Here is a 25,568-nt window from a genome sequence, read left to right on the forward strand (position 1 = left end):
TTAACTATTTTATTCTTGTGATCATGCTTATAGCTTTTGCGAGGATTTTAAAATGAAGAATATCGCCTTTTTCTTGTTATTTTTCCTTTTAGTATCAGGTCATTCTAATGCGAACGCTGTTGGCGGTTCTATTGGTGGTTGGCGTATAACTTCTAACGTCGCTCAGGGCATTGGAGCAAAAATTACAGCTACTAAAGACGTTATTATTAATGGTGCTTCAAGAGCTGTTACTAGTTCTGCAAATGTAATTCCATCTGCTTCCCAAGTTGGTCGTTTTATGGGTAAAAATTTGGGTACTGCTGCTGTCATTGGCGCTGTCGATTTATTATTGGATGGTGTCGATTGGATAATTGACGAGGGTGGCAAAGTTACAAAGCGTTCTGAAGAAATTGGTCCTCATTTAGCAATTATTTATACTGTTAACGCAAAGCAATTTTCATCTTTAAATGCTGCTGCTAATTATGTTTGCTCTAAAGATTATTACCGTTCCGCTTTTAGTGTTTCTCTCGTAAGTGCTTTTCATTCCAGCGGATCATCTTATTACGCTAAATGTAGCGTAAAAACTGGTGCGCAAGGTCAATACACCGATATTCATAATGTCGGGATTAATGGAGATTCAAACCCAAATTACAACCCATCTGCACCATTACCTCAAGCAGTTCCTATTAATGACAAAGATGGCAAACCATTAAATTTAGTTACGTTAGGTCAAATGGTTATAGATCAAGCTGAAACAGAAGTAAAAACAGGTAATCCTGCTGTACCTATCGCCACTCCAGTTACTCAAGCTGCTGCTGCTGCCGTAGTTGGTGAAGCTGAAACAGATGATACCAAAGCTCGTCCTATTGCTACTGAATTAGATAAAAATACTTCTTATCCATCAGATACAGACATCGAAGGTGAAATAACAACTCCTGAAGTTGTAGACCCTGTTACGGGTGAAGTCGTTAAGCCTGCTGAAACTTCATCCATTGCTATGCAATTCCCCAATGCTTGTGAATGGTTTCCCCAATTATGTCTTTTTATTGATTGGATGCAAAAACCCCAAGAAATAGATGAACCTGATTTACCAACTAAAGAAATCGAAAAAAAGGAAATAGACGAAGAGCTTATTAAAATTAGTTCATCTTCTTGCCCTGCTCCCATTGATGTAAATATCCCTCTTCCTGTTTTTAATACCACTTATACCGATTCTATAAGTGTTTCTGAATATTGCCCGGAAATTGAAAAGCTTGCTCCAGTATTACAATTATTAGCTTTTGTTTTAGCCATCATGATTATTAAGGACATATAAAATGCCGTATGTCCTAGGGATTATTTTAACCTCAATAATTTCAAGCCTACTAGCACGTGTTCTTTTAGGTGCTGGTTTAACTCTTCTAACATTTCCGTTTGTTTCTGAATTACTTGATTCTTTAATTCAAACTGCGCAAACAAACATGAATCAATTGCCCGCTTTTGCTTTGAGTTTTCTAAAGCTTCTTGAAATAGATAAATGCCTTTCAATTATATTGAGTGCTGTACAAGTTCTTATCTATGTAAAGCTTGCCAAAGTAATCGTTGGTGTTTCGACATAGATCGGGGAGGGAGCGCGCGCGCTATGGTCTGAGGTAACGAAGACAAAGGAGCGAGCGCTTTACCCGATAAAGGAGAATAAAAAATGGTTGCTACTGTAATCAGCGCACCGCCTAGAACTGGTAAATCTCTATACACAATGGAGATACTAGAAAAAGCGGTTATTGATAATCCTGACCGATTGATTTATACGAATATCATTGGTTGTAAATTACCTGGCGTCTTGCCTGCTGTCTCTCGTCCTGATAACCCTTTTGATTGGCGCACTTTGCCGAATGGTGCTTTATATGTTCATGATGAAGCGCACGAACATCCCGCATTCTGTAAAAATGATTTATTAAAAGATAAAGAATTAATTAGTCGTGTTCCTTATGATGAATTTATACTTTTAATTAATGACTATGAGCAATTATCTACTGATGAAAAAACCAATCTTTTAACTGTTTTAAAAGTTATAAACCAATATCCTGAGCTCCCTCTGTCTTTAAAAGTTAAAGAAAAAGAATCTTTGGTTAGGCTTGTTAAAGATGCTTTTGATAAAAATAATCTAAAACGAAAAGAGGAAATTTTAGATATTGGTCGTGCATTAACTATGCATGGTCATTTCGGTATAGATATTTATTTCATTACACAACGTCCCACTTTATTAAATGAGCATGTGCGAGCTTCAATCTCTGAGCACATCATTTTAAGACGTTTATTCAAAATGAATTTTGCAATCATTTATAATTATGCTGAATTACAAGAAAATTTTGGCATGATGACACGTAAAAACGCAATTACTACTCGTTTTTGGCGTTATCCAAAACATTTGTATAAGTATTACGTATCTGCTGAATCTCATCCAAAATCAAATTTTCCTAAGCTTTGGTATGCTGTAGCACTACTACCTATTTTTTTAATGGCTGGCGGTTATAAATACACAATGGACTTTTTCGGCCCAAAACAAACAACTGCTACCCCTCCACCTGTACAAAATGAATTACCAAAACAGCCTTTACTGAATGCTGATAATCAACAAAAAGATTTAAATGATCTTTGCCGATCTGCTGTGAATCTTGATAAACCTGAGTGTAAAAAATATATTCAAGAAATTACAAACAAGGGATTAAGTATTGCCCCTGTCAATGTTTATGATCCAGCTAAACCTTATGACGTTGAATATACTGTTCAAGACTTTGAACCTAAAGATTTCCCACGTTTCAAAAATGCGATTGTCTACAATGGCAAATGCACGGCCTACAGTCAGCAAGGCACTATCATGCATAATGTATCTACTAAAGATTGTTTCAGACTTGCTAACGGTGATAGACCTTTTGACTACTATTATGAAAAGCCTAGCTCTTCACCTCCTGTACAAGCTTCCAGTGCATCAAATTTTTCTAGTGAATTGATTAATACCCTTGCACGTTTGGAAGCTGAAAAAATGATAGCTGCTCAAAATGCAAATGTACAAGTTGAGCAAATTGCGCTTGGTGAACCAAAAACAAAATATTTTGAGTGAATCTTAATAGAGGGGACGGAGTGTCCCCGAACTGATGCCATTGAATTACAAAACCTCTTTTCCTTGATTACAGCTCCCATTTAAGCTTGATCGGTAGGGGTAGAGCATCCCGAATGGGTGCGAACTGATATGAGTAATAGACACGTATATAGCACAATTGTATACAGTAGAAATAAAGGTGTTTTACGCAGAGAAGATTATATTTTTATGCGTGAATGCCTAGAAAAACATTTAGAATACATGCAGTTATCTGATTTTGACTATTCACAGCAAATTGATGATTTAAAACAGCTTTTTATTAAGTTAGATCACACAATAAACAGGCTGTAATGACGAACTAGTGGCTTATAACATGCGGGTTACGATTGACTAAATTTAAATCAAAATAGGGATGATTTAGATGATTACAAAAGATGATTTAATTTATTTTCTTATGCTGATTCAGCTTTTTATTGTTGCTGTGGTCTTCGCTTTTAAATTATTTGTTTGGTCGGGTGGATACCAGATGATATTTGGATAATGCTCACGGATTTCGGCATAACGTATATTATGTTCATTAGGATACTCAGCAACGTGAATATAATTTTACAGATTCACGTTGCTGAGCTGTGGCACCAACTGAGTTGCGTAGGCCACAGTCTTGGATATGCTATTTAACATAAAATTACGTTATGCGACATTCGGCTCTGAGCTTTGCTTTATCTTCTAAAATTGCTTCGCTTGATAAAATTGCTTTGTATAGAAACACTGGTGTTCCTTCTTCGGTATCTTCTACTTTTAACTTTTTTGTTCCATCTCGATATTCAAATATAGCAATAGGGTAGTTGTCCCGATCTGCTATATAAAAACGTCTGTCTTTTACAATAAGTTTATGGTCTTCAAATTGGTGTTGAAGCAATCTCATGAATTTACTTTCGTTTGGCGAAAGTAAATTTAGTTGTCTGATTCTGTCCGCATCATTGTGATAGCGGATTTTTTCACGCTGCCTTTCATTGTAGTTTAGGTACACATTTCTTGTTTTTTGTTGGATTTCTTTTGATTTTTCTTGTTTTGAATCTCTCCAGAGATAACCAATAATTAAACCTAAAATTAAACAGAATATAGCAATCATCATTTTCCCCATTAAAAAAATAGGGGATATAACTCCCCTGATATCTGTCTAATAATCTGGATCAACGTAAATAATCAATCGTCTTTTTTAAGTATTTCCGCTCGGTACTTCATAACATCCTCAGTTTTTATGTCCTTTAGATGCTTTCTGATTAGGGTATGTATAACATCAGATTCTTTGATTCTTAGTTTTTTCTCGAACATCATTTCCAGTGTTACATCCTTAATCATCTCTTCTTCTTCGTCTCTCAAGCGAATAGTTATAGCCATTGTCTTCTCCAAAATTTCGACATCATATCTGATTTATATTTTACGATATGTTGCAATATCACAAATCAAGTGTTATAAAACAAACAAATATCATCTGTGATAAATCATAAATATGAAATCAATCACTTTTAATGGTCCACAAGACTTCACCCAAGCAGCATTTAACAGGGTGGCAGAGCTTGTTTCTCAACATGGCCAATGTGCATTAGATAACTTTGTACCTGCTTTCTCCACAGAGCAGTGCTTGGAGCACTTAGCATTTGTTGCGTCAGAAATGGCTTATGACTATTCGCTGATTGATGTTCATGCAGATTTATACAAAAAAACAAACGCTGAATTAAAAGAAGAAATGGGGGATTGCTAATGAGAATTTTAAGCATCGTTCTAGGATCTGTTGATGTTGAGTGCCCGAAGTGCTTCTCAAGATTTCATCACCAGTATTTGCCATTTCATATGTCTAAGTGTGAGGGATGAAATGAAGAATTCTACTGTTGTTCAAATTGCTTTAACTCCATCTTCTCAAGATCAAGATTCTGATTTACTTGATCAGATATTTGGTTTTGAGTCTGAATCTCATGCATCTGTTTCTTGTCCTCATTGTGGTTCTTTAGTTTCTTATTTTTCCGATCTTGAATTTCATAATTGTTCTGGTGAGTTTTAATCATGACTAAAAAAGCTGATCAAAAAACAACCCAAACCCGTAAAAACACGGTGGAAAGCCCTAAATCTGCACAATTCTTCTCAGCAGAATCTAGTCGCCTGACTGATTTTTCTACCCCCATTTATAATATGGGGGTTACGACATTGGATCCTCGTCTCCAATATGATGAATTCACCTTCCCTCGTCGCCTAGACAATTGCAAAATGGTTCTCACGGAGAAAGGAAATGTTCCAGTTCTACATTCTGTACCATGTGATGAATATGGGATTGCTTCGCACGATTGGATTACTTTTGGATTTTGTCAGTCAACTTTAGGCCAAGAATATTATTCACTTGATCCGATGACTGCTGATTCAGAGCTAACCTATGGAATAGAAACGTTTTTAGATCATCATTTGCATGAAATATTCGGCTTCGGTCTTGGTGAAAAACGTCAAAACGGTATGCATAACTACAAGTTTGCATACGAATTACAAGACAAAATGGGCATGGTTTTATACGGTCATAGCTCTCGTCGTATTTCAATACAAATCAATGGTACTGGGTGTGCTTTAGCTCGCAAGGGTTGGCAAGTCCGTTTATATCAATACCTCACGTCTTACCAAAAATTTTATGATCCTCAAACAGGTTTCTTAAAAGAAACTGGCCCACGTGAACCTAAATTAACCCGCGTCGACCTTGCCTATGATGACTTTGAGGGTCAATACATCACTGTAGATCAGGCCGATGAATGGGATGATGTAGGCGGATTTTGGTGTGGTGGCCGTCAACCTAAAATAGAAAAGATTGGCCCTTGGAAACGTCCAAACGGTAAAGGCCGTACTTTTGCTGTTGGTGATCGTACCAGTGGAAAATATGCACGTTTTTATGAACGTGGAAAAAAGGAGGGTAGTCCTTTAAGCCCTTGGGTACGTGCTGAAGTCGAATTTAAGTCTAAAGACCGTTATATCCCGCTTGATATTTTACTTTCACCGTCTCAGTACTTTCTAGGTGCTTATCCTTGCTTTGAGTGGCTTGCCAAGCAATTAGAAAAAGATTTTTGCACCCCTGAAAAAACAAAAGTTGTTAAAAAACAATCTGAAATCAGTTGGGATAAAGCAATCGACTTTCTTAAGGTTCAATTCGGAAAATACATCCGTCAATTTGCCAAAGTGGTCGAACCTCAAGAATTAATCAACATGATTTCATCCGATAAAGATGAAGTCCCAAAACGTCTCAAGTTTTCACACGCTGCTGTCATGCAGTCAATTCGTTTAAATCAACACTTTGAAACTAAACCAACATCATTGGAAGAGATGCCGCTTTTTGTCGGTAAACCACTGGTGAACATGTCTGCTTATAAGGAATTTATCCATGCTTCTTAAATCAAATGTAATTGTACGTGGTGCTCGTCCATCTAAAGGTGACTATAACGGTCGTCCTTACGATAACACCAAGGTTTATATCGAAACTGAAATCAAAGCAGGGGAACGAGCTTCGGGTTCAGTCACTTCTGAATATGGCTGGGGTAGCTCTGACAACTATGACCGCATCGAAAAGCTTGAATATCCATTTAAAGCCGAAGCAGTCATGCAGATCGTCTCCAATGGTAAAGACACACGCACCATCTTGATTGATCTCATCCCTGAAAAAACAGCCCCTAAGGCTTAAGGATTTTAAAAAATGGCATACGTCTGTGAAATTGTAGATACAGCTACGCAAGCGTGTGTTCAGTGGGCTGTTTACAGTCCTGTTCTGCCTGAGCTTACTGATGAAGCTCGTAATGAGCTTTTAAAGTGGGCGATAGGTATATTTTTGTCTGTCTTTGCATTTCGCATGACATTACGTGTAATTAAATAAGAGGAAAATCTTATGAATAAAGGTATTAAAACTGCTATCGGCTTGGGTCTTGTAACTTTGGCTGTAACTCAACCAGCTATGGCAGAAGCGTTAATTACTGGTACTGAGGTGACTGCTGCTGCTACTGCTGCGGGTGCTGACGAATCAATGAAAGCGGGTGCTCTTTGGGCATTGGGTTTAACGATTGCTGCGGTAGTTGTAGCAAAAGTTCTTGGCATTGTCCGCAAGTAATTTTGGTGCATGATCATGAGTTCAGAATCGTTTCTTAACTATTTTATTCTTGTGATCATGCTTATAGCTTTTGCGAGGATTTTAAAATGAAGAATATCGCCTTTTTCTTGTTATTTTTCCTTTTAGTATCAGGTCATTCTAATGCGAACGCTGTTGGCGGTTCTATTGGTGGTTGGCGTATAACTTCTAACGTCGCTCAGGGCATTGGAGCAAAAATTACAGCTACTAAAGACGTTATTATTAATGGTGCTTCAAGAGCTGTTACTAGTTCTGCAAATGTAATTCCATCTGCTTCCCAAGTTGGTCGTTTTATGGGTAAAAATTTGGGTACTGCTGCTGTCATTGGCGCTGTCGATTTATTATTGGATGGTGTCGATTGGATAATTGACGAGGGTGGCAAAGTTACAAAGCGTTCTGAAGAAATTGGTCCTCATTTAGCAATTATTTATACTGTTAACGCAAAGCAATTTTCATCTTTAAATGCTGCTGCTAATTATGTTTGCTCTAAAGATTATTACCGTTCCGCTTTTAGTGTTTCTCTCGTAAGTGCTTTTCATTCCAGCGGATCATCTTATTACGCTAAATGTAGCGTAAAAACTGGTGCGCAAGGTCAATACACCGATATTCATAATGTCGGGATTAATGGAGATTCAAACCCAAATTACAACCCATCTGCACCATTACCTCAAGCAGTTCCTATTAATGACAAAGATGGCAAACCATTAAATTTAGTTACGTTAGGTCAAATGGTTATAGATCAAGCTGAAACAGAAGTAAAAACAGGTAATCCTGCTGTACCTATCGCCACTCCAGTTACTCAAGCTGCTGCTGCTGCCGTAGTTGGTGAAGCTGAAACAGATGATACCAAAGCTCGTCCTATTGCTACTGAATTAGATAAAAATACTTCTTATCCATCAGATACAGACATCGAAGGTGAAATAACAACTCCTGAAGTTGTAGACCCTGTTACGGGTGAAGTCGTTAAGCCTGCTGAAACTTCATCCATTGCTATGCAATTCCCCAATGCTTGTGAATGGTTTCCCCAATTATGTCTTTTTATTGATTGGATGCAAAAACCCCAAGAAATAGATGAACCTGATTTACCAACTAAAGAAATCGAAAAAAAGGAAATAGACGAAGAGCTTATTAAAATTAGTTCATCTTCTTGCCCTGCTCCCATTGATGTAAATATCCCTCTTCCTGTTTTTAATACCACTTATACCGATTCTATAAGTGTTTCTGAATATTGCCCGGAAATTGAAAAGCTTGCTCCAGTATTACAATTATTAGCTTTTGTTTTAGCCATCATGATTATTAAGGACATATAAAATGCCGTATGTCCTAGGGATTATTTTAACCTCAATAATTTCAAGCCTACTAGCACGTGTTCTTTTAGGTGCTGGTTTAACTCTTCTAACATTTCCGTTTGTTTCTGAATTACTTGATTCTTTAATTCAAACTGCGCAAACAAACATGAATCAATTGCCCGCTTTTGCTTTGAGTTTTCTAAAGCTTCTTGAAATAGATAAATGCCTTTCAATTATATTGAGTGCTGTACAAGTTCTTATCTATGTAAAGCTTGCCAAAGTAATCGTTGGTGTTTCGACATAGATCGGGGAGGGAGCGCGCGCGCTATGGTCTGAGGTAACGAAGACAAAGGAGCGAGCGCTTTACCCGATAAAGGAGAATAAAAAATGGTTGCTACTGTAATCAGCGCACCGCCTAGAACTGGTAAATCTCTATACACAATGGAGATACTAGAAAAAGCGGTTATTGATAATCCTGACCGATTGATTTATACGAATATCATTGGTTGTAAATTACCTGGCGTCTTGCCTGCTGTCTCTCGTCCTGATAACCCTTTTGATTGGCGCACTTTGCCGAATGGTGCTTTATATGTTCATGATGAAGCGCACGAACATCCCGCATTCTGTAAAAATGATTTATTAAAAGATAAAGAATTAATTAGTCGTGTTCCTTATGATGAATTTATACTTTTAATTAATGACTATGAGCAATTATCTACTGATGAAAAAACCAATCTTTTAACTGTTTTAAAAGTTATAAACCAATATCCTGAGCTCCCTCTGTCTTTAAAAGTTAAAGAAAAAGAATCTTTGGTTAGGCTTGTTAAAGATGCTTTTGATAAAAATAATCTAAAACGAAAAGAGGAAATTTTAGATATTGGTCGTGCATTAACTATGCATGGTCATTTCGGTATAGATATTTATTTCATTACACAACGTCCCACTTTATTAAATGAGCATGTGCGAGCTTCAATCTCTGAGCACATCATTTTAAGACGTTTATTCAAAATGAATTTTGCAATCATTTATAATTATGCTGAATTACAAGAAAATTTTGGCATGATGACACGTAAAAACGCAATTACTACTCGTTTTTGGCGTTATCCAAAACATTTGTATAAGTATTACGTATCTGCTGAATCTCATCCAAAATCAAATTTTCCTAAGCTTTGGTATGCTGTAGCACTACTACCTATTTTTTTAATGGCTGGCGGTTATAAATACACAATGGACTTTTTCGGCCCAAAACAAACAACTGCTACCCCTCCACCTGTACAAAATGAATTACCAAAACAGCCTTTACTGAATGCTGATAATCAACAAAAAGATTTAAATGATCTTTGCCGATCTGCTGTGAATCTTGATAAACCTGAGTGTAAAAAATATATTCAAGAAATTACAAACAAGGGATTAAGTATTGCCCCTGTCAATGTTTATGATCCAGCTAAACCTTATGACGTTGAATATACTGTTCAAGACTTTGAACCTAAAGATTTCCCACGTTTCAAAAATGCGATTGTCTACAATGGCAAATGCACGGCCTACAGTCAGCAAGGCACTATCATGCATAATGTATCTACTAAAGATTGTTTCAGACTTGCTAACGGTGATAGACCTTTTGACTACTATTATGAAAAGCCTAGCTCTTCACCTCCTGTACAAGCTTCCAGTGCATCAAATTTTTCTAGTGAATTGATTAATACCCTTGCACGTTTGGAAGCTGAAAAAATGATAGCTGCTCAAAATGCAAATGTACAAGTTGAGCAAATTGCGCTTGGTGAACCAAAAACAAAATATTTTGAGTGAATCTTAATAGAGGGGACGGAGTGTCCCCGAACTGATGCCATTGAATTACAAAACCTCTTTTCCTTGATTACAGCTCCCATTTAAGCTTGATCGGTAGGGGTAGAGCATCCCGAATGGGTGCGAACTGATATGAGTAATAGACACGTATATAGCACAATTGTATACAGTAGAAATAAAGGTGTTTTACGCAGAGAAGATTATATTTTTATGCGTGAATGCCTAGAAAAACATTTAGAATACATGCAGTTATCTGATTTTGACTATTCACAGCAAATTGATGATTTAAAACAGCTTTTTATTAAGTTAGATCACACAATAAACAGGCTGTAATGACGAACTAGTGGCTTATAACATGCGGGTTACGATTGACTAAATTTAAATCAAAATAGGGATGATTTAGATGATTACAAAAGATGATTTAATTTATTTTCTTATGCTGATTCAGCTTTTTATTGTTGCTGTGGTCTTCGCTTTTAAATTATTTGTTTGGTCGGGTGGATACCAGATGATATTTGGATAATGCTCACGGATTTCGGCATAACGTATATTATGTTCATTAGGATACTCAGCAACGTGAATATAATTTTACAGATTCACGTTGCTGAGCTGTGGCACCAACTGAGTTGCGTAGGCCACAGTCTTGGATATGCTATTTAACATAAAATTACGTTATGCGACATTCGGCTCTGAGCTTTGCTTTATCTTCTAAAATTGCTTCGCTTGATAAAATTGCTTTGTATAGAAACACTGGTGTTCCTTCTTCGGTATCTTCTACTTTTAACTTTTTTGTTCCATCTCGATATTCAAATATAGCAATAGGGTAGTTGTCCCGATCTGCTATATAAAAACGTCTGTCTTTTACAATAAGTTTATGGTCTTCAAATTGGTGTTGAAGCAATCTCATGAATTTACTTTCGTTTGGCGAAAGTAAATTTAGTTGTCTGATTCTGTCCGCATCATTGTGATAGCGGATTTTTTCACGCTGCCTTTCATTGTAGTTTAGGTACACATTTCTTGTTTTTTGTTGGATTTCTTTTGATTTTTCTTGTTTTGAATCTCTCCAGAGATAACCAATAATTAAACCTAAAATTAAACAGAATATAGCAATCATCATTTTCCCCATTAAAAAAATAGGGGATATAACTCCCCTGATATCTGTCTAATAATCTGGATCAACGTAAATAATCAATCGTCTTTTTTAAGTATTTCCGCTCGGTACTTCATAACATCCTCAGTTTTTATGTCCTTTAGATGCTTTCTGATTAGGGTATGTATAACATCAGATTCTTTGATTCTTAGTTTTTTCTCGAACATCATTTCCAGTGTTACATCCTTAATCATCTCTTCTTCTTCGTCTCTCAAGCGAATAGTTATAGCCATTGTCTTCTCCAAAATTTCGACATCATATCTGATTTATATTTTACGATATGTTGCAATATCACAAATCAAGTGTTATAAAACAAACAAATATCATCTGTGATAAATCATAAATATGAAATCAATCACTTTTAATGGTCCACAAGACTTCACCCAAGCAGCATTTAACAGGGTGGCAGAGCTTGTTTCTCAACATGGCCAATGTGCATTAGATAACTTTGTACCTGCTTTCTCCACAGAGCAGTGCTTGGAGCACTTAGCATTTGTTGCGTCAGAAATGGCTTATGACTATTCGCTGATTGATGTTCATGCAGATTTATACAAAAAAACAAACGCTGAATTAAAAGAAGAAATGGGGGATTGCTAATGAGAATTTTAAGCATCGTTCTAGGATCTGTTGATGTTGAGTGCCCGAAGTGCTTCTCAAGATTTCATCACCAGTATTTGCCATTTCATATGTCTAAGTGTGAGGGATGAAATGAAGAATTCTACTGTTGTTCAAATTGCTTTAACTCCATCTTCTCAAGATCAAGATTCTGATTTACTTGATCAGATATTTGGTTTTGAGTCTGAATCTCATGCATCTGTTTCTTGTCCTCATTGTGGTTCTTTAGTTTCTTATTTTTCCGATCTTGAATTTCATAATTGTTCTGGTGAGTTTTAATCATGACTAAAAAAGCTGATCAAAAAACAACCCAAACCCGTAAAAACACGGTGGAAAGCCCTAAATCTGCACAATTCTTCTCAGCAGAATCTAGTCGCCTGACTGATTTTTCTACCCCCATTTATAATATGGGGGTTACGACATTGGATCCTCGTCTCCAATATGATGAATTCACCTTCCCTCGTCGCCTAGACAATTGCAAAATGGTTCTCACGGAGAAAGGAAATGTTCCAGTTCTACATTCTGTACCATGTGATGAATATGGGATTGCTTCGCACGATTGGATTACTTTTGGATTTTGTCAGTCAACTTTAGGCCAAGAATATTATTCACTTGATCCGATGACTGCTGATTCAGAGCTAACCTATGGAATAGAAACGTTTTTAGATCATCATTTGCATGAAATATTCGGCTTCGGTCTTGGTGAAAAACGTCAAAACGGTATGCATAACTACAAGTTTGCATACGAATTACAAGACAAAATGGGCATGGTTTTATACGGTCATAGCTCTCGTCGTATTTCAATACAAATCAATGGTACTGGGTGTGCTTTAGCTCGCAAGGGTTGGCAAGTCCGTTTATATCAATACCTCACGTCTTACCAAAAATTTTATGATCCTCAAACAGGTTTCTTAAAAGAAACTGGCCCACGTGAACCTAAATTAACCCGCGTCGACCTTGCCTATGATGACTTTGAGGGTCAATACATCACTGTAGATCAGGCCGATGAATGGGATGATGTAGGCGGATTTTGGTGTGGTGGCCGTCAACCTAAAATAGAAAAGATTGGCCCTTGGAAACGTCCAAACGGTAAAGGCCGTACTTTTGCTGTTGGTGATCGTACCAGTGGAAAATATGCACGTTTTTATGAACGTGGAAAAAAGGAGGGTAGTCCTTTAAGCCCTTGGGTACGTGCTGAAGTCGAATTTAAGTCTAAAGACCGTTATATCCCGCTTGATATTTTACTTTCACCGTCTCAGTACTTTCTAGGTGCTTATCCTTGCTTTGAGTGGCTTGCCAAGCAATTAGAAAAAGATTTTTGCACCCCTGAAAAAACAAAAGTTGTTAAAAAACAATCTGAAATCAGTTGGGATAAAGCAATCGACTTTCTTAAGGTTCAATTCGGAAAATACATCCGTCAATTTGCCAAAGTGGTCGAACCTCAAGAATTAATCAACATGATTTCATCCGATAAAGATGAAGTCCCAAAACGTCTCAAGTTTTCACACGCTGCTGTCATGCAGTCAATTCGTTTAAATCAACACTTTGAAACTAAACCAACATCATTGGAAGAGATGCCGCTTTTTGTCGGTAAACCACTGGTGAACATGTCTGCTTATAAGGAATTTATCCATGCTTCTTAAATCAAATGTAATTGTACGTGGTGCTCGTCCATCTAAAGGTGACTATAACGGTCGTCCTTACGATAACACCAAGGTTTATATCGAAACTGAAATCAAAGCAGGGGAACGAGCTTCGGGTTCAGTCACTTCTGAATATGGCTGGGGTAGCTCTGACAACTATGACCGCATCGAAAAGCTTGAATATCCATTTAAAGCCGAAGCAGTCATGCAGATCGTCTCCAATGGTAAAGACACACGCACCATCTTGATTGATCTCATCCCTGAAAAAACAGCCCCTAAGGCTTAAGGATTTTAAAAAATGGCATACGTCTGTGAAATTGTAGATACAGCTACGCAAGCGTGTGTTCAGTGGGCTGTTTACAGTCCTGTTCTGCCTGAGCTTACTGATGAAGCTCGTAATGAGCTTTTAAAGTGGGCGATAGGTATATTTTTGTCTGTCTTTGCATTTCGCATGACATTACGTGTAATTAAATAAGAGGAAAATCTTATGAATAAAGGTATTAAAACTGCTATCGGCTTGGGTCTTGTAACTTTGGCTGTAACTCAACCAGCTATGGCAGAAGCGTTAATTACTGGTACTGAGGTGACTGCTGCTGCTACTGCTGCGGGTGCTGACGAATCAATGAAAGCGGGTGCTCTTTGGGCATTGGGTTTAACGATTGCTGCGGTAGTTGTAGCAAAAGTTCTTGGCATTGTCCGCAAGTAATTTTGGTGCATGATCATGAGTTCAGAATCGTTTCTTAACTATTTTATTCTTGTGATCATGCTTATAGCTTTTGCGAGGATTTTAAAATGAAGAATATCGCCTTTTTCTTGTTATTTTTCCTTTTAGTATCAGGTCATTCTAATGCGAACGCTGTTGGCGGTTCTATTGGTGGTTGGCGTATAACTTCTAACGTCGCTCAGGGCATTGGAGCAAAAATTACAGCTACTAAAGACGTTATTATTAATGGTGCTTCAAGAGCTGTTACTAGTTCTGCAAATGTAATTCCATCTGCTTCCCAAGTTGGTCGTTTTATGGGTAAAAATTTGGGTACTGCTGCTGTCATTGGCGCTGTCGATTTATTATTGGATGGTGTCGATTGGATAATTGACGAGGGTGGCAAAGTTACAAAGCGTTCTGAAGAAATTGGTCCTCATTTAGCAATTATTTATACTGTTAACGCAAAGCAATTTTCATCTTTAAATGCTGCTGCTAATTATGTTTGCTCTAAAGATTATTACCGTTCCGCTTTTAGTGTTTCTCTCGTAAGTGCTTTTCATTCCAGCGGATCATCTTATTACGCTAAATGTAGCGTAAAAACTGGTGCGCAAGGTCAATACACCGATATTCATAATGTCGGGATTAATGGAGATTCAAACCCAAATTACAACCCATCTGCACCATTACCTCAAGCAGTTCCTATTAATGACAAAGATGGCAAACCATTAAATTTAGTTACGTTAGGTCAAATGGTTATAGATCAAGCTGAAACAGAAGTAAAAACAGGTAATCCTGCTGTACCTATCGCCACTCCAGTTACTCAAGCTGCTGCTGCTGCCGTAGTTGGTGAAGCTGAAACAGATGATACCAAAGCTCGTCCTATTGCTACTGAATTAGATAAAAATACTTCTTATCCATCAGATACAGACATCGAAGGTGAAATAACAACTCCTGAAGTTGTAGACCCTGTTACGGGTGAAGTCGTTAAGCCTGCTGAAACTTCATCCATTGCTATGCAATTCCCCAATGCTTGTGAATGGTTTCCCCAATTATGTCTTTTTATTGATTGGATGCAAAAACCCCAAGAAATAGATGAACCTGATTTACCAACTAAAGAAATCGAAAAAAAGGAAATAGACGAAGAGCTTATTAAAATTAGTTCATCTTCTTGCCCTGCTCCCATTGATGTAAATATCCCTCTTCCTGTTTTTAATACCACTTATACCGATTCTATAAGTGTTTCTGAATATTGCCCGGAAATTGAAAAGCTTGCTCCAGTATTACAATTATTAGCTTTTGTTTTAGCCATCATGATTATTAAGGACATATAAAATGCCGTATGTCCTAGGGATTATTTTAACCTCAATAATTTCAAGCCTACTAGCACGTGTTCTTTTAGGTGCTGGTTTAACTCTTCTAACATTTCCGTTTGTTTCTGAATTACTTGATTCTTTAATTCAAACTGCGCAAACAAACATGAATCAATTGCCCGCTTTTGCTTTGAGTTTTCTAAAGCTTCTTGAAATAGATAAATGCCTTTCAATTATATTGAGTGCTGTACAAGTTCTTATCTATGTAAAGCTTGCCAAAGTAATCGTTGGTGTTTCGACATAGATCGGGGAGGGAGCGCGCGCGCTATGGTCTGAGGTAACGAAGACAAAGGAGCGAGCGCTTTACCCGATAAAGGAGAATAAAAAATGGTTGCTACTGTAATCAGCGCACCGCCTAGAACTGGTAAATCTCTATACACAATGGAGATACTAGAAAAAGCGGTTATTGATAATCCTGACCGATTGATTTATACGAATATCATTGGTTGTAAATTACCTGGCGTCTTGCCTGCTGTCTCTCGTCCTGATAACCCTTTTGATTGGCGCACTTTGCCGAATGGTGCTTTATATGTTCATGATGAAGCGCACGAACATCCCGCATTCTGTAAAAATGATTTATTAAAAGATAAAGAATTAATTAGTCGTGTTCCTTATGATGAATTTATACTTTTAATTAATGACTATGAGCAATTATCTACTGATGAAAAAACCAATCTTTTAACTGTTTTAAAAGTTATAAACCAATATCCTGAGCTCCCTCTGTCTTTAAAAGTTAAAGAAAAAGAATCTTTGGTTAGGCTTGTTAAAGATGCTTTTGATAAAAATAATCTAAAACGAAAAGAGGAAATTTTAGATATTGGTCGTGCATTAACTATGCATGGTCATTTCGGTATAGATATTTATTTCATTACACAACGTCCCACTTTATTAAATGAGCATGTGCGAGCTTCAATCTCTGAGCACATCATTTTAAGACGTTTATTCAAAATGAATTTTGCAATCATTTATAATTATGCTGAATTACAAGAAAATTTTGGCATGATGACACGTAAAAACGCAATTACTACTCGTTTTTGGCGTTATCCAAAACATTTGTATAAGTATTACGTATCTGCTGAATCTCATCCAAAATCAAATTTTCCTAAGCTTTGGTATGCTGTAGCACTACTACCTATTTTTTTAATGGCTGGCGGTTATAAATACACAATGGACTTTTTCGGCCCAAAACAAACAACTGCTACCCCTCCACCTGTACAAAATGAATTACCAAAACAGCCTTTACTGAATGCTGATAATCAACAAAAAGATTTAAATGATCTTTGCCGATCTGCTGTGAATCTTGATAAACCTGAGTGTAAAAAATATATTCAAGAAATTACAAACAAGGGATTAAGTATTGCCCCTGTCAATGTTTATGATCCAGCTAAACCTTATGACGTTGAATATACTGTTCAAGACTTTGAACCTAAAGATTTCCCACGTTTCAAAAATGCGATTGTCTACAATGGCAAATGCACGGCCTACAGTCAGCAAGGCACTATCATGCATAATGTATCTACTAAAGATTGTTTCAGACTTGCTAACGGTGATAGACCTTTTGACTACTATTATGAAAAGCCTAGCTCTTCACCTCCTGTACAAGCTTCCAGTGCATCAAATTTTTCTAGTGAATTGATTAATACCCTTGCACGTTTGGAAGCTGAAAAAATGATAGCTGCTCAAAATGCAAATGTACAAGTTGAGCAAATTGCGCTTGGTGAACCAAAAACAAAATATTTTGAGTGAATCTTAATAGAGGGGACGGAGTGTCCCCGAACTGATGCCATTGAATTACAAAACCTCTTTTCCTTGATTACAGCTCCCATTTAAGCTTGATCGGTAGGGGTAGAGCATCCCGAATGGGTGCGAACTGATATGAGTAATAGACACGTATATAGCACAATTGTATACAGTAGAAATAAAGGTGTTTTACGCAGAGAAGATTATATTTTTATGCGTGAATGCCTAGAAAAACATTTAGAATACATGCAGTTATCTGATTTTGACTATTCACAGCAAATTGATGATTTAAAACAGCTTTTTATTAAGTTAGATCACACAATAAACAGGCTGTAATGACGAACTAGTGGCTTATAACATGCGGGTTACGATTGACTAAATTTAAATCAAAATAGGGATGATTTAGATGATTACAAAAGATGATTTAATTTATTTTCTTATGCTGATTCAGCTTTTTATTGTTGCTGTGGTCTTCGCTTTTAAATTATTTGTTTGGTCGGGTGGATACCAGATGATATTTGGATAATGCTCACGGATTTCGGCATAACGTATATTATGTTCATTAGGATACTCAGCAACGTGAATATAATTTTACAGATTCACGTTGCTGAGCTGTGGCACCAACTGAGTTGCGTAGGCCACAGTCTTGGATATGCTATTTAACATAAAATTACGTTATGCGACATTCGGCTCTGAGCTTTGCTTTATCTTCTAAAATTGCTTCGCTTGATAAAATTGCTTTGTATAGAAACACTGGTGTTCCTTCTTCGGTATCTTCTACTTTTAACTTTTTTGTTCCATCTCGATATTCAAATATAGCAATAGGGTAGTTGTCCCGATCTGCTATATAAAAACGTCTGTCTTTTACAATAAGTTTATGGTCTTCAAATTGGTGTTGAAGCAATCTCATGAATTTACTTTCGTTTGGCGAAAGTAAATTTAGTTGTCTGATTCTGTCCGCATCATTGTGATAGCGGATTTTTTCACGCTGCCTTTCATTGTAGTTTAGGTACACATTTCTTGTTTTTTGTTGGATTTCTTTTGATTTTTCTTGTTTTGAATCTCTCCAGAGATAACCAATAATTAAACCTAAAATTAAACAGAATATAGCAATCATCATTTTCCCCATTAAAAAAATAGGGGATATAACTCCCCTGATATCTGTCTAATAATCTGGATCAACGTAAATAATCAATCGTCTTTTTTAAGTATTTCCGCTCGGTACTTCATAACATCCTCAGTTTTTATGTCCTTTAGATGCTTTCTGATTAGGGTATGTATAACATCAGATTCTTTGATTCTTAGTTTTTTCTCGAACATCATTTCCAGTGTTACATCCTTAATCATCTCTTCTTCTTCGTCTCTCAAGCGAATAGTTATAGCCATTGTCTTCTCCAAAATTTCGACATCATATCTGATTTATATTTTACGATATGTTGCAATATCACAAATCAAGTGTTATAAAACAAACAAATATCATCTGTGATAAATCATAAATATGAAATCAATCACTTTTAATGGTCCACAAGACTTCACCCAAGCAGCATTTAACAGGGTGGCAGAGCTTGTTTCTCAACATGGCCAATGTGCATTAGATAACTTTGTACCTGCTTTCTCCACAGAGCAGTGCTTGGAGCACTTAGCATTTGTTGCGTCAGAAATGGCTTATGACTATTCGCTGATTGATGTTCATGCAGATTTATACAAAAAAACAAACGCTGAATTAAAAGAAGAAATGGGGGATTGCTAATGAGAATTTTAAGCATCGTTCTAGGATCTGTTGATGTTGAGTGCCCGAAGTGCTTCTCAAGATTTCATCACCAGTATTTGCCATTTCATATGTCTAAGTGTGAGGGATGAAATGAAGAATTCTACTGTTGTTCAAATTGCTTTAACTCCATCTTCTCAAGATCAAGATTCTGATTTACTTGATCAGATATTTGGTTTTGAGTCTGAATCTCATGCATCTGTTTCTTGTCCTCATTGTGGTTCTTTAGTTTCTTATTTTTCCGATCTTGAATTTCATAATTGTTCTGGTGAGTTTTAATCATGACTAAAAAAGCTGATCAAAAAACAACCCAAACCCGTAAAAACACGGTGGAAAGCCCTAAATCTGCACAATTCTTCTCAGCAGAATCTAGTCGCCTGACTGATTTTTCTACCCCCATTTATAATATGGGGGTTACGACATTGGATCCTCGTCTCCAATATGATGAATTCACCTTCCCTCGTCGCCTAGACAATTGCAAAATGGTTCTCACGGAGAAAGGAAATGTTCCAGTTCTACATTCTGTACCATGTGATGAATATGGGATTGCTTCGCACGATTGGATTACTTTTGGATTTTGTCAGTCAACTTTAGGCCAAGAATATTATTCACTTGATCCGATGACTGCTGATTCAGAGCTAACCTATGGAATAGAAACGTTTTTAGATCATCATTTGCATGAAATATTCGGCTTCGGTCTTGGTGAAAAACGTCAAAACGGTATGCATAACTACAAGTTTGCATACGAATTACAAGACAAAATGGGCATGGTTTTATACGGTCATAGCTCTCGTCGTATTTCAATACAAATCAATGGTACTGGGTGTGCTTTAGCTCGCAAGGGTTGGCAAGTCCGTTTATATCAATACCTCACGTCTTACCAAAAATTTTATGATCCTCAAACAGGTTTCTTAAAAGAAACTGGCCCACGTGAACCTAAATTAACCCGCGTCGACCTTGCCTATGATGACTTTGAGGGTCAATACATCACTGTAGATCAGGCCGATGAATGGGATGATGTAGGCGGATTTTGGTGTGGTGGCCGTCAACCTAAAATAGAAAAGATTGGCCCTTGGAAACGTCCAAACGGTAAAGGCCGTACTTTTGCTGTTGGTGATCGTACCAGTGGAAAATATGCACGTTTTTATGAACGTGGAAAAAAGGAGGGTAGTCCTTTAAGCCCTTGGGTACGTGCTGAAGTCGAATTTAAGTCTAAAGACCGTTATATCCCGCTTGATATTTTACTTTCACCGTCTCAGTACTTTCTAGGTGCTTATCCTTGCTTTGAGTGGCTTGCCAAGCAATTAGAAAAAGATTTTTGCACCCCTGAAAAAACAAAAGTTGTTAAAAAACAATCTGAAATCAGTTGGGATAAAGCAATCGACTTTCTTAAGGTTCAATTCGGAAAATACATCCGTCAATTTGCCAAAGTGGTCGAACCTCAAGAATTAATCAACATGATTTCATCCGATAAAGATGAAGTCCCAAAACGTCTCAAGTTTTCACACGCTGCTGTCATGCAGTCAATTCGTTTAAATCAACACTTTGAAACTAAACCAACATCATTGGAAGAGATGCCGCTTTTTGTCGGTAAACCACTGGTGAACATGTCTGCTTATAAGGAATTTATCCATGCTTCTTAAATCAAATGTAATTGTACGTGGTGCTCGTCCATCTAAAGGTGACTATAACGGTCGTCCTTACGATAACACCAAGGTTTATATCGAAACTGAAATCAAAGCAGGGGAACGAGCTTCGGGTTCAGTCACTTCTGAATATGGCTGGGGTAGCTCTGACAACTATGACCGCATCGAAAAGCTTGAATATCCATTTAAAGCCGAAGCAGTCATGCAGATCGTCTCCAATGGTAAAGACACACGCACCATCTTGATTGATCTCATCCCTGAAAAAACAGCCCCTAAGGCTTAAGGATTTTAAAAAATGGCATACGTCTGTGAAATTGTAGATACAGCTACGCAAGCGTGTGTTCAGTGGGCTGTTTACAGTCCTGTTCTGCCTGAGCTTACTGATGAAGCTCGTAATGAGCTTTTAAAGTGGGCGATAGGTATATTTTTGTCTGTCTTTGCATTTCGCATGACATTACGTGTAATTAAATAAGAGGAAAATCTTATGAATAAAGGTATTAAAACTGCTATCGGCTTGGGTCTTGTAACTTTGGCTGTAACTCAACCAGCTATGGCAGAAGCGTTAATTACTGGTACTGAGGTGACTGCTGCTGCTACTGCTGCGGGTGCTGACGAATCAATGAAAGCGGGTGCTCTTTGGGCATTGGGTTTAACGATTGCTGCGGTAGTTGTAGCAAAAGTTCTTGGCATTGTCCGCAAGTAATTTTGGTGCATGATCATGAGTTCAGAATCGTTTCTTAACTATTTTATTCTTGTGATCATGCTTATAGCTTTTGCGAGGATTTTAAAATGAAGAATATCGCCTTTTTCTTGTTATTTTTCCTTTTAGTATCAGGTCATTCTAATGCGAACGCTGTTGGCGGTTCTATTGGTGGTTGGCGTATAACTTCTAACGTCGCTCAGGGCATTGGAGCAAAAATTACAGCTACTAAAGACGTTATTATTAATGGTGCTTCAAGAGCTGTTACTAGTTCTGCAAATGTAATTCCATCTGCTTCCCAAGTTGGTCGTTTTATGGGTAAAAATTTGGGTACTGCTGCTGTCATTGGCGCTGTCGATTTATTATTGGATGGTGTCGATTGGATAATTGACGAGGGTGGCAAAGTTACAAAGCGTTCTGAAGAAATTGGTCCTCATTTAGCAATTATTTATACTGTTAACGCAAAGCAATTTTCATCTTTAAATGCTGCTGCTAATTATGTTTGCTCTAAAGATTATTACCGTTCCGCTTTTAGTGTTTCTCTCGTAAGTGCTTTTCATTCCAGCGGATCATCTTATTACGCTAAATGTAGCGTAAAAACTGGTGCGCAAGGTCAATACACCGATATTCATAATGTCGGGATTAATGGAGATTCAAACCCAAATTACAACCCATCTGCACCATTACCTCAAGCAGTTCCTATTAATGACAAAGATGGCAAACCATTAAATTTAGTTACGTTAGGTCAAATGGTTATAGATCAAGCTGAAACAGAAGTAAAAACAGGTAATCCTGCTGTACCTATCGCCACTCCAGTTACTCAAGCTGCTGCTGCTGCCGTAGTTGGTGAAGCTGAAACAGATGATACCAAAGCTCGTCCTATTGCTACTGAATTAGATAAAAATACTTCTTATCCATCAGATACAGACATCGAAGGTGAAATAACAACTCCTGAAGTTGTAGACCCTGTTACGGGTGAAGTCGTTAAGCCTGCTGAAACTTCATCCATTGCTATGCAATTCCCCAATGCTTGTGAATGGTTTCCCCAATTATGTCTTTTTATTGATTGGATGCAAAAACCCCAAGAAATAGATGAACCTGATTTACCAACTAAAGAAATCGAAAAAAAGGAAATAGACGAAGAGCTTATTAAAATTAGTTCATCTTCTTGCCCTGCTCCCATTGATGTAAATATCCCTCTTCCTGTTTTTAATACCACTTATACCGATTCTATAAGTGTTTCTGAATATTGCCCGGAAATTGAAAAGCTTGCTCCAGTATTACAATTATTAGCTTTTGTTTTAGCCATCATGATTATTAAGGACATATAAAATGCCGTATGTCCTAGGGATTATTTTAACCTCAATAATTTCAAGCCTACTAGCACGTGTTCTTTTAGGTGCTGGTTTAACTCTTCTAACATTTCCGTTTGTTTCTGAATTACTTGATTCTTTAATTCAAACTGCGCAAACAAACATGAATCAATTGCCCGCTTTTGCTTTGAGTTTTCTAAAGCTTCTTGAAATAGATAAATGCCTTTCAATTATATTGAGTGCTGTACAAGTTCTTATCTATGTAAAGCTTGCCAAAGTAATCGTTGGTGTTTCGACATAGATCGGGGAGGGAGCGCGCGCGCTATGGTCTGAGGTAACGAAGACAAAGGAGCGAGCGCTTTACCCGATAAAGGAGAATAAAAAATGGTTGCTACTGTAATCAGCGCACCGCCTAGAACTGGTAAATCTCTATACACAATGGAGATACTAGAAAAAGCGGTTATTGATAATCCTGACCGATTGATTTATACGAATATCATTGGTTGTAAATTACCTGGCGTCTTGCCTGCTGTCTCTCGTCCTGATAACCCTTTTGATTGGCGCACTTTGCCGAATGGTGCTTTATATGTTCATGATGAAGCGCACGAACATCCCGCATTCTGTAAAAATGATTTATTAAAAGATAAAGAATTAATTAGTCGTGTTCCTTATGATGAATTTATACTTTTAATTAATGACTATGAGCAATTATCTACTGATGAAAAAACCAATCTTTTAACTGTTTTAAAAGTTATAAACCAATATCCTGAGCTCCCTCTGTCTTTAAAAGTTAAAGAAAAAGAATCTTTGGTTAGGCTTGTTAAAGATGCTTTTGATAAAAATAATCTAAAACGAAAAGAGGAAATTTTAGATATTGGTCGTGCATTAACTATGCATGGTCATTTCGGTATAGATATTTATTTCATTACACAACGTCCCACTTTATTAAATGAGCATGTGCGAGCTTCAATCTCTGAGCACATCATTTTAAGACGTTTATTCAAAATGAATTTTGCAATCATTTATAATTATGCTGAATTACAAGAAAATTTTGGCATGATGACACGTAAAAACGCAATTACTACTCGTTTTTGGCGTTATCCAAAACATTTGTATAAGTATTACGTATCTGCTGAATCTCATCCAAAATCAAATTTTCCTAAGCTTTGGTATGCTGTAGCACTACTACCTATTTTTTTAATGGCTGGCGGTTATAAATACACAATGGACTTTTTCGGCCCAAAACAAACAACTGCTACCCCTCCACCTGTACAAAATGAATTACCAAAACAGCCTTTACTGAATGCTGATAATCAACAAAAAGATTTAAATGATCTTTGCCGATCTGCTGTGAATCTTGATAAACCTGAGTGTAAAAAATATATTCAAGAAATTACAAACAAGGGATTAAGTATTGCCCCTGTCAATGTTTATGATCCAGCTAAACCTTATGACGTTGAATATACTGTTCAAGACTTTGAACCTAAAGATTTCCCACGTTTCAAAAATGCGATTGTCTACAATGGCAAATGCACGGCCTACAGTCAGCAAGGCACTATCATGCATAATGTATCTACTAAAGATTGTTTCAGACTTGCTAACGGTGATAGACCTTTTGACTACTATTATGAAAAGCCTAGCTCTTCACCTCCTGTACAAGCTTCCAGTGCATCAAATTTTTCTAGTGAATTGATTAATACCCTTGCACGTTTGGAAGCTGAAAAAATGATAGCTGCTCAAAATGCAAATGTACAAGTTGAGCAAATTGCGCTTGGTGAACCAAAAACAAAATATTTTGAGTGAATCTTAATAGAGGGGACGGAGTGTCCCCGAACTGATGCCATTGAATTACAAAACCTCTTTTCCTTGATTACAGCTCCCATTTAAGCTTGATCGGTAGGGGTAGAGCATCCCGAATGGGTGCGAACTGATATGAGTAATAGACACGTATATAGCACAATTGTATACAGTAGAAATAAAGGTGTTTTACGCAGAGAAGATTATATTTTTATGCGTGAATGCCTAGAAAAACATTTAGAATACATGCAGTTATCTGATTTTGACTATTCACAGCAAATTGATGATTTAAAACAGCTTTTTATTAAGTTAGATCACACAATAAACAGGCTGTAATGACGAACTAGTGGCTTATAACATGCGGGTTACGATTGACTAAATTTAAATCAAAATAGGGATGATTTAGATGATTACAAAAGATGATTTAATTTATTTTCTTATGCTGATTCAGCTTTTTATTGTTGCTGTGGTCTTCGCTTTTAAATTATTTGTTTGGTCGGGTGGATACCAGATGATATTTGGATAATGCTCACGGATTTCGGCATAACGTATATTATGTTCATTAGGATACTCAGCAACGTGAATATAATTTTACAGATTCACGTTGCTGAGCTGTGGCACCAACTGAGTTGCGTAGGCCACAGTCTTGGATATGCTATTTAACATAATATACATTATACGCAATATAAGTTATTTATAAAAAGCCACAATTGATGATGTGGCTTTTTATAAATGACTTAGATTACATCAAATTCAATTCGACGGTTTTTCTTACGACCATCTGCAGTCGCATTATCAGCAACAGGTTTGTTTTAGTTAAGGA

The 25,568-nt window shown here is 37.0% G+C and carries 36 protein-coding genes and 1 pseudogene; 30 read left to right on the forward strand and 7 right to left on the reverse strand.

The window, feature by feature from the left end:
- Positions 1-52 precede the first annotated feature (52 nt).
- The 3 genes from AC4CU2_RS08680 to AC4CU2_RS08690 all read left to right on the forward strand — a co-directional run bounded on the left by AC4CU2_RS08680 (position 53) and on the right by AC4CU2_RS08690 (position 3,079).
- Positions 53-1,294 (forward strand): hypothetical protein, encoded by a 1,242-nt coding sequence (locus AC4CU2_RS08680; RefSeq protein WP_490768657.1) that lies wholly within the window; start codon positions 53-55, stop codon positions 1,292-1,294.
- Position 1,295: 1 nt separating this feature from the next.
- Positions 1,296-1,577 (forward strand): DUF2523 family protein, encoded by a 282-nt coding sequence (locus AC4CU2_RS08685; RefSeq protein ID WP_490768658.1) that lies wholly within the window; start codon positions 1,296-1,298, stop codon positions 1,575-1,577.
- An 83-nt stretch (positions 1,578-1,660) separates the two neighbouring features.
- Positions 1,661-3,079, forward strand: coding sequence for a zonular occludens toxin domain-containing protein (locus tag AC4CU2_RS08690; RefSeq protein ID WP_490768659.1), 1,419 nt, complete (start codon positions 1,661-1,663; stop codon positions 3,077-3,079).
- A 664-nt stretch (positions 3,080-3,743) separates the two neighbouring features.
- Here AC4CU2_RS08690 and AC4CU2_RS08695 read toward each other — a convergent pair.
- Positions 3,744-4,193 (reverse strand): hypothetical protein, encoded by a 450-nt coding sequence (locus AC4CU2_RS08695; protein ID WP_490768649.1) that lies wholly within the window; start codon positions 4,191-4,193, stop codon positions 3,744-3,746.
- Between the two features lie 71 nt (positions 4,194-4,264).
- Complete coding sequence (locus AC4CU2_RS08700; RefSeq protein WP_490768650.1) at positions 4,265-4,459, reverse strand: hypothetical protein; 195 nt, start codon at positions 4,457-4,459, stop codon at positions 4,265-4,267.
- Between the two features lie 112 nt (positions 4,460-4,571).
- Here AC4CU2_RS08700 and AC4CU2_RS08705 point away from each other — a divergent pair, with 112 nt between their 5' ends.
- The 9 genes from AC4CU2_RS08705 (at position 4,572) to AC4CU2_RS08745 (ending at position 10,303) form a co-directional block, all read left to right on the forward strand.
- The gene (locus tag AC4CU2_RS08705) at positions 4,572-4,823 is read left to right on the forward strand and encodes a hypothetical protein (protein ID WP_490768651.1); all 252 of its coding nucleotides are present in this window, start codon (positions 4,572-4,574) and stop codon (positions 4,821-4,823) included.
- A 111-nt stretch (positions 4,824-4,934) separates the two neighbouring features.
- On the forward strand, positions 4,935-5,120 hold the full coding sequence (locus tag AC4CU2_RS08710) for a hypothetical protein (RefSeq protein WP_490768652.1): 186 nt from the start codon (positions 4,935-4,937) through the stop codon (positions 5,118-5,120).
- 2 nt (positions 5,121-5,122) lie between these two features.
- Positions 5,123-6,484 carry a replication initiation factor domain-containing protein gene (locus tag AC4CU2_RS08715; RefSeq protein ID WP_490768653.1) on the forward strand — a complete coding sequence of 454 codons (1,362 nt, stop codon included), beginning with the start codon at positions 5,123-5,125 and terminating at the stop codon, positions 6,482-6,484.
- The gene (locus AC4CU2_RS08720; protein ID WP_490768654.1) at positions 6,474-6,770 is read left to right on the forward strand and encodes a hypothetical protein; all 297 of its coding nucleotides are present in this window, start codon (positions 6,474-6,476) and stop codon (positions 6,768-6,770) included. The genes AC4CU2_RS08715 and AC4CU2_RS08720 overlap by 11 nt, the downstream gene beginning before the upstream one ends.
- 12 nt (positions 6,771-6,782) lie before the next feature.
- Positions 6,783-6,959 (forward strand): hypothetical protein, encoded by a 177-nt coding sequence (locus AC4CU2_RS08725; RefSeq protein WP_490768655.1) that lies wholly within the window; start codon positions 6,783-6,785, stop codon positions 6,957-6,959.
- A gap of 12 nt (positions 6,960-6,971) precedes the next feature.
- The gene (locus AC4CU2_RS08730; RefSeq protein ID WP_490768656.1) at positions 6,972-7,190 is read left to right on the forward strand and encodes a hypothetical protein; all 219 of its coding nucleotides are present in this window, start codon (positions 6,972-6,974) and stop codon (positions 7,188-7,190) included.
- Between the two features lie 86 nt (positions 7,191-7,276).
- Entirely contained in the window at positions 7,277-8,518 is a 1,242-nt protein-coding gene (locus tag AC4CU2_RS08735; RefSeq protein WP_490768657.1) for a hypothetical protein, read from the forward strand.
- Position 8,519: 1 nt separating this feature from the next.
- Entirely contained in the window at positions 8,520-8,801 is a 282-nt protein-coding gene (locus AC4CU2_RS08740) for a DUF2523 family protein (protein ID WP_490768658.1), read from the forward strand.
- Between the two features lie 83 nt (positions 8,802-8,884).
- A complete protein-coding gene (locus AC4CU2_RS08745; protein WP_490768659.1) occupies positions 8,885-10,303 on the forward strand; it encodes a zonular occludens toxin domain-containing protein in 1,419 nt (472 codons plus the stop codon).
- Between the two features lie 664 nt (positions 10,304-10,967).
- Here AC4CU2_RS08745 and AC4CU2_RS08750 read toward each other — a convergent pair.
- Both AC4CU2_RS08750 and AC4CU2_RS08755 read right to left on the reverse strand, forming a co-directional pair.
- A complete protein-coding gene (locus AC4CU2_RS08750) occupies positions 10,968-11,417 on the reverse strand; it encodes a hypothetical protein (RefSeq protein WP_490768649.1) in 450 nt (149 codons plus the stop codon).
- 71 nt (positions 11,418-11,488) lie between these two features.
- Entirely contained in the window at positions 11,489-11,683 is a 195-nt protein-coding gene (locus AC4CU2_RS08755; protein ID WP_490768650.1) for a hypothetical protein, read from the reverse strand.
- Between the two features lie 112 nt (positions 11,684-11,795).
- Between AC4CU2_RS08755 and AC4CU2_RS08760 the strand changes: the two genes are divergently transcribed.
- The 9 genes from AC4CU2_RS08760 to AC4CU2_RS08800 all read left to right on the forward strand — a co-directional run bounded on the left by AC4CU2_RS08760 (position 11,796) and on the right by AC4CU2_RS08800 (position 17,527).
- Positions 11,796-12,047 (forward strand): hypothetical protein, encoded by a 252-nt coding sequence (locus tag AC4CU2_RS08760; protein ID WP_490768651.1) that lies wholly within the window; start codon positions 11,796-11,798, stop codon positions 12,045-12,047.
- Between the two features lie 111 nt (positions 12,048-12,158).
- Entirely contained in the window at positions 12,159-12,344 is a 186-nt protein-coding gene (locus AC4CU2_RS08765) for a hypothetical protein (protein ID WP_490768652.1), read from the forward strand.
- 2 nt (positions 12,345-12,346) lie between these two features.
- Positions 12,347-13,708 (forward strand): replication initiation factor domain-containing protein, encoded by a 1,362-nt coding sequence (locus tag AC4CU2_RS08770; protein ID WP_490768653.1) that lies wholly within the window; start codon positions 12,347-12,349, stop codon positions 13,706-13,708.
- Positions 13,698-13,994 carry a hypothetical protein gene (locus AC4CU2_RS08775; protein WP_490768654.1) on the forward strand — a complete coding sequence of 99 codons (297 nt, stop codon included), beginning with the start codon at positions 13,698-13,700 and terminating at the stop codon, positions 13,992-13,994. The genes AC4CU2_RS08770 and AC4CU2_RS08775 overlap by 11 nt, the downstream gene beginning before the upstream one ends.
- 12 nt (positions 13,995-14,006) lie before the next feature.
- Complete coding sequence (locus tag AC4CU2_RS08780; RefSeq protein ID WP_490768655.1) at positions 14,007-14,183, forward strand: hypothetical protein; 177 nt, start codon at positions 14,007-14,009, stop codon at positions 14,181-14,183.
- Between the two features lie 12 nt (positions 14,184-14,195).
- Positions 14,196-14,414: a hypothetical protein gene (locus AC4CU2_RS08785; protein WP_490768656.1), complete on the forward strand. Its 219-nt coding sequence runs from the start codon at positions 14,196-14,198 to the stop codon at positions 14,412-14,414.
- Between the two features lie 86 nt (positions 14,415-14,500).
- Positions 14,501-15,742 carry a hypothetical protein gene (locus AC4CU2_RS08790; RefSeq protein ID WP_490768657.1) on the forward strand — a complete coding sequence of 414 codons (1,242 nt, stop codon included), beginning with the start codon at positions 14,501-14,503 and terminating at the stop codon, positions 15,740-15,742.
- Position 15,743: 1 nt separating this feature from the next.
- A complete protein-coding gene (locus AC4CU2_RS08795) occupies positions 15,744-16,025 on the forward strand; it encodes a DUF2523 family protein (protein ID WP_490768658.1) in 282 nt (93 codons plus the stop codon).
- A gap of 83 nt (positions 16,026-16,108) precedes the next feature.
- A complete protein-coding gene (locus AC4CU2_RS08800) occupies positions 16,109-17,527 on the forward strand; it encodes a zonular occludens toxin domain-containing protein (RefSeq protein ID WP_490768659.1) in 1,419 nt (472 codons plus the stop codon).
- 664 nt (positions 17,528-18,191) lie between these two features.
- Here the strand turns inward: AC4CU2_RS08800 and AC4CU2_RS08805 are convergent.
- Positions 18,192-18,641 carry a hypothetical protein gene (locus AC4CU2_RS08805; protein WP_490768649.1) on the reverse strand — a complete coding sequence of 150 codons (450 nt, stop codon included), beginning with the start codon at positions 18,639-18,641 and terminating at the stop codon, positions 18,192-18,194.
- A 71-nt stretch (positions 18,642-18,712) separates the two neighbouring features.
- Positions 18,713-18,907 (reverse strand): hypothetical protein, encoded by a 195-nt coding sequence (locus AC4CU2_RS08810; protein WP_490768650.1) that lies wholly within the window; start codon positions 18,905-18,907, stop codon positions 18,713-18,715.
- 112 nt (positions 18,908-19,019) lie between these two features.
- Between AC4CU2_RS08810 and AC4CU2_RS08815 the strand changes: the two genes are divergently transcribed.
- From AC4CU2_RS08815 to AC4CU2_RS08855, 9 genes are all read left to right on the forward strand, one after another.
- Positions 19,020-19,271, forward strand: coding sequence for a hypothetical protein (locus tag AC4CU2_RS08815; RefSeq protein WP_490768651.1), 252 nt, complete (start codon positions 19,020-19,022; stop codon positions 19,269-19,271).
- A 111-nt stretch (positions 19,272-19,382) separates the two neighbouring features.
- Entirely contained in the window at positions 19,383-19,568 is a 186-nt protein-coding gene (locus tag AC4CU2_RS08820) for a hypothetical protein (RefSeq protein WP_490768652.1), read from the forward strand.
- A 2-nt stretch (positions 19,569-19,570) separates the two neighbouring features.
- Positions 19,571-20,932, forward strand: coding sequence for a replication initiation factor domain-containing protein (locus AC4CU2_RS08825; protein ID WP_490768653.1), 1,362 nt, complete (start codon positions 19,571-19,573; stop codon positions 20,930-20,932).
- Positions 20,922-21,218: a hypothetical protein gene (locus tag AC4CU2_RS08830; protein ID WP_490768654.1), complete on the forward strand. Its 297-nt coding sequence runs from the start codon at positions 20,922-20,924 to the stop codon at positions 21,216-21,218. Before AC4CU2_RS08825 ends, AC4CU2_RS08830 begins: the two co-directional genes overlap by 11 nt.
- 12 nt (positions 21,219-21,230) lie before the next feature.
- Positions 21,231-21,407, forward strand: a complete 177-nt coding sequence (locus AC4CU2_RS08835) for a hypothetical protein (RefSeq protein WP_490768655.1) — start codon at positions 21,231-21,233, stop codon at positions 21,405-21,407.
- Between the two features lie 12 nt (positions 21,408-21,419).
- On the forward strand, positions 21,420-21,638 hold the full coding sequence (locus AC4CU2_RS08840) for a hypothetical protein (RefSeq protein WP_490768656.1): 219 nt from the start codon (positions 21,420-21,422) through the stop codon (positions 21,636-21,638).
- 86 nt (positions 21,639-21,724) lie between these two features.
- Positions 21,725-22,966 carry a hypothetical protein gene (locus AC4CU2_RS08845; RefSeq protein ID WP_490768657.1) on the forward strand — a complete coding sequence of 414 codons (1,242 nt, stop codon included), beginning with the start codon at positions 21,725-21,727 and terminating at the stop codon, positions 22,964-22,966.
- A gap of 1 nt (position 22,967) precedes the next feature.
- The gene (locus tag AC4CU2_RS08850) at positions 22,968-23,249 is read left to right on the forward strand and encodes a DUF2523 family protein (protein ID WP_490768658.1); all 282 of its coding nucleotides are present in this window, start codon (positions 22,968-22,970) and stop codon (positions 23,247-23,249) included.
- Positions 23,250-23,332: 83 nt separating this feature from the next.
- Positions 23,333-24,751, forward strand: a complete 1,419-nt coding sequence (locus AC4CU2_RS08855; protein WP_490768659.1) for a zonular occludens toxin domain-containing protein — start codon at positions 23,333-23,335, stop codon at positions 24,749-24,751.
- A gap of 731 nt (positions 24,752-25,482) precedes the next feature.
- Here AC4CU2_RS08855 and AC4CU2_RS08860 read toward each other — a convergent pair.
- Positions 25,483-25,557: pseudogene (locus AC4CU2_RS08860) on the reverse strand (OmpA family protein); the annotation flags it as partial.
- Between the last annotated feature and the right edge of the window lie 11 nt (positions 25,558-25,568).

The sequence above is a fragment of the Acinetobacter sp. 797_lipA genome (assembly GCF_058243025.1).